5 protein-coding genes are annotated in these 2735 nt (G+C 38.5%); 1 reads left to right on the forward strand and 4 read right to left on the reverse strand.

Annotated elements, in window-relative coordinates; genetic code table 11:
* Nucleotides 1–444 (reverse strand): NmrA family NAD(P)-binding protein (locus FM107_RS13180; protein WP_143559488.1); only part of this gene is annotated, 444 nt, incomplete at its 3' end.
* Between the two features lie 262 nt (nt 445–706).
* On the opposite strand from FM107_RS13180, the gene catB reads away from it, so the two are divergent.
* Nucleotides 707–1342, forward strand: a complete 636-nt coding sequence (gene catB, locus FM107_RS13185; RefSeq protein ID WP_034727129.1) for a type B chloramphenicol O-acetyltransferase — start codon at nt 707–709, stop codon at nt 1340–1342.
* An 86-nt stretch (nt 1343–1428) separates the two neighbouring features.
* Here the strand turns inward: catB and FM107_RS13190 are convergent, their stop codons facing one another.
* The 3 genes from FM107_RS13190 to FM107_RS19725 form a co-directional block, all read right to left on the reverse strand.
* Complete coding sequence (locus FM107_RS13190) at nt 1429–2223, reverse strand: helix-turn-helix domain-containing protein (RefSeq protein ID WP_085472333.1); 795 nt, start codon at nt 2221–2223, stop codon at nt 1429–1431.
* A 71-nt stretch (nt 2224–2294) separates the two neighbouring features.
* Nucleotides 2295–2471, reverse strand: a complete 177-nt coding sequence (locus tag FM107_RS13195; protein ID WP_034727134.1) for a histone H1 — start codon at nt 2469–2471, stop codon at nt 2295–2297.
* A gap of 65 nt (nt 2472–2536) precedes the next feature.
* A partial coding sequence (locus FM107_RS19725) for a hypothetical protein (RefSeq protein ID WP_218778986.1) occupies nt 2537–2735 on the reverse strand: 199 nt, incomplete at its 5' end.

Genomic DNA, 2735 nt, shown 5'->3' on the forward strand with positions numbered 1-2735 from the left:
GGGTATGGCTTCCATATACATGCTGTTTCTGAAAAAGGTATAAGGGATATTTGTTCTCCTTATCAGTTCTTCCGTATAGTATTGTGTTTGCGTTCCTTGAAAAACGGTATTTGGTCGGGCTTGCACCATACTTGTATAAACAATGTGCTTTACGTTGTTTTCCACGATTGCGTTTACTACATTTTTTTCCTGTTGTTTGGCTGTTTCTGTATCCACCCCAATAGTAGATATTTGCAATACTGTCTCTACGCCTTTGAAGACCTCTTTAAGTGTGTTGTAATCGTTGTAATCCGCTTGTCTGGTGGTTACGCCCTTTTCCTTAAATTCATTTACCGTTTCGGGGTTTCTGACAATGGCAACAATATCGGTCGGTGCGACTTTCTGTAACAAAAATTGAATGGTCGATTTGCCTAAATTTCCGTTTGCTCCTGTAATGGCTATCATAACTTTAATTTTTCTGTAAAATTAACAGCCTTGCTTTACTGAAAATTGGATAAAACCGACAACCGGAGGAATTGCGAGGAAGAGGAGTTTAGTAAATTTGAGTACGACAACTTCAATCGTCATTTTCGAGGATATCCGTAAATTGCTTATATTCGCAGTATGGAAAAGTCAGATTAGCATATACAAAGAAAATAGTTTCTTATTGAGGCAATATCTTATTGCCCTGTTTTTCTATTGTATTTATTTTTAAAAATATGCTAAAATGATGAATTTTTTCGAAAGCCCTTTTAAAGGCAAAATAATCAAAGACCACATCACGAACCCGAACATTATTGCCGGGAAATATTCTTACTATTCGGGTTACTACCACGGACATTCTTTTGATGATTGCGCACGTTATCTATTCCCTGACAGAAGCGATATTGATAAACTGATTATAGGTTCGTTTTGTTCTATCGGAAGCGGAGCCAGTTTTATCATGGCGGGAAACCAAGGTCATCGGTACGATTGGATATCCAGTTTCCCTTTCTTTTACATGATGGAGCAGGTCGATAGTTTCAAAGGAGCTGTTGATGGATTTGCAGGTGTCGGGAACACGGTCGTCGGTAACGATGTTTGGATTGGTAGTGAAGCCATGATTATGCCCGGTGTGACGATTGGGGATGGTGCAGTCGTTGGTAGCAGAGCCTTAGTTACCAAAGATGTTGCCCCTTATACAATAGTCGGGGGTAATCCTGCAAAACCAATAAAAAAGAGATTTACAGACGATGAAATCGAAATGCTCTTAGAAATTGAATGGTGGAACTGGGAGGAAAAAGTTTTGGCAGAAGCTATTCCTTTAATCTGCACTGGGGATGTAAAATCGCTTTATGAGTTTTACTACAAACAGGTGAAATAGCTATTTTAAGTCCCCTAAGCGGGGACTTATTATTTTAAAATCGGAACTTTTTCACTTTACACCTGCTTAGCAGAACCGAAAGGCGATTAAATCTTCCATTCGGGAAAGTTCGCTACCTGCTCGTTCGCCTGACGTAAGAAGCGTTTCGGACTTGTTCCCGAAAATTCTTTGAACTCTCTGATAAAGTGCGATTGGTCGTAATAATTGCATTGATAGGCAATGTCGGTCAGCTTGTCAAATTGGGTTTGGCGTATATTTTCTAAAGCTAATTGAAAGCGGTTTATCCTTGCATATAGGTTGGGGGATATACCTATATGCTGTTTAAAATACCGTTCTAATGAACGTTCGGATAGGTTCAGTTCACTCTGTATTTTTGGTAAACTCACTCCTTTTTGAAGCTGTGCGGTTGCAAAATTTACTTTTTCATTTTCGGTACTTCTTTGTTCAGCAAGATGTATCAAAAAGGAAGACAGCAACTCTATTCTCTGGTTGGAAGAAGTCGTATCGGAAAGCTGGTCAGTTATATTGGTATTAACCAGTTCGTCTATGCTAATATGTTGATTTGTCAACTCATTAGCATCTACTCCAAAAATGGATTTTAATGCGGTCGGTTCAAAATAAACGCCAATGTTTCGGAAACTTTTTATTGCTCTGTGTTCTGTGTATCGTGTAGTCTGCCCATATAAAAACAATTGCGGTAACTCTTGATTGTCTTTATCATGGAATGCTTTTTTGCTTTCCTGAAAAATAAGTCCGGGCAAGCCGTCCGACATTATCTTGAACGTTTTTTGAGAAAAGTCTAAACTATCGTCTTCCAATATCCAAAAATAGCGAACGTATTTCCGCAGGGGTGCTGTTGGATATATTTGTTGATAGTTCATTTTACCTGTTCATTTTGCTGCATCATTACAATTATACTAAATAAATCCTCCAGATTTAGGAGGGTTTTGTTTTAGCCTTTAGATGCTTCTAAAGAGGCTTTTCTGAACTCTTTTAAAAGTTTCTCCAATTCAAGGGATGCTTTGCGTGCTCTCGTACCAGCCGCTTTGTTTCCTTTTTCTGCTTGTAATTCTGCATCAGCTTTCAACGCTTCATAGCTTGCATTGATTTTTTCGATTAGTTCATTCATTATGATGGTGAATTAAATTTTGTAAGGCACAAAAATACTCTTTTAACGCTATAATATACTATCCATTACGCCAAATACCGCCCCTCAAAGCCAAACCCTGCCACATTCATAGCTTCTCTTTTTCCCTTTGATACTTTAGCCATCGTAATTGAAAAAGTATCTATTAAAGTTGGAAAGCAATGCATGTGAAAGCAAAGAAATACGATGTCATATATGCCGACCCACCGTGGCAATACAAGGTATGGAGCAAGAAAGGAGCCGGAA

The organism is Sphingobacterium sp. JB170, from assembly GCF_900163865.1.
Lineage (GTDB): Bacteria > Bacteroidota > Bacteroidia > Sphingobacteriales > Sphingobacteriaceae > Sphingobacterium.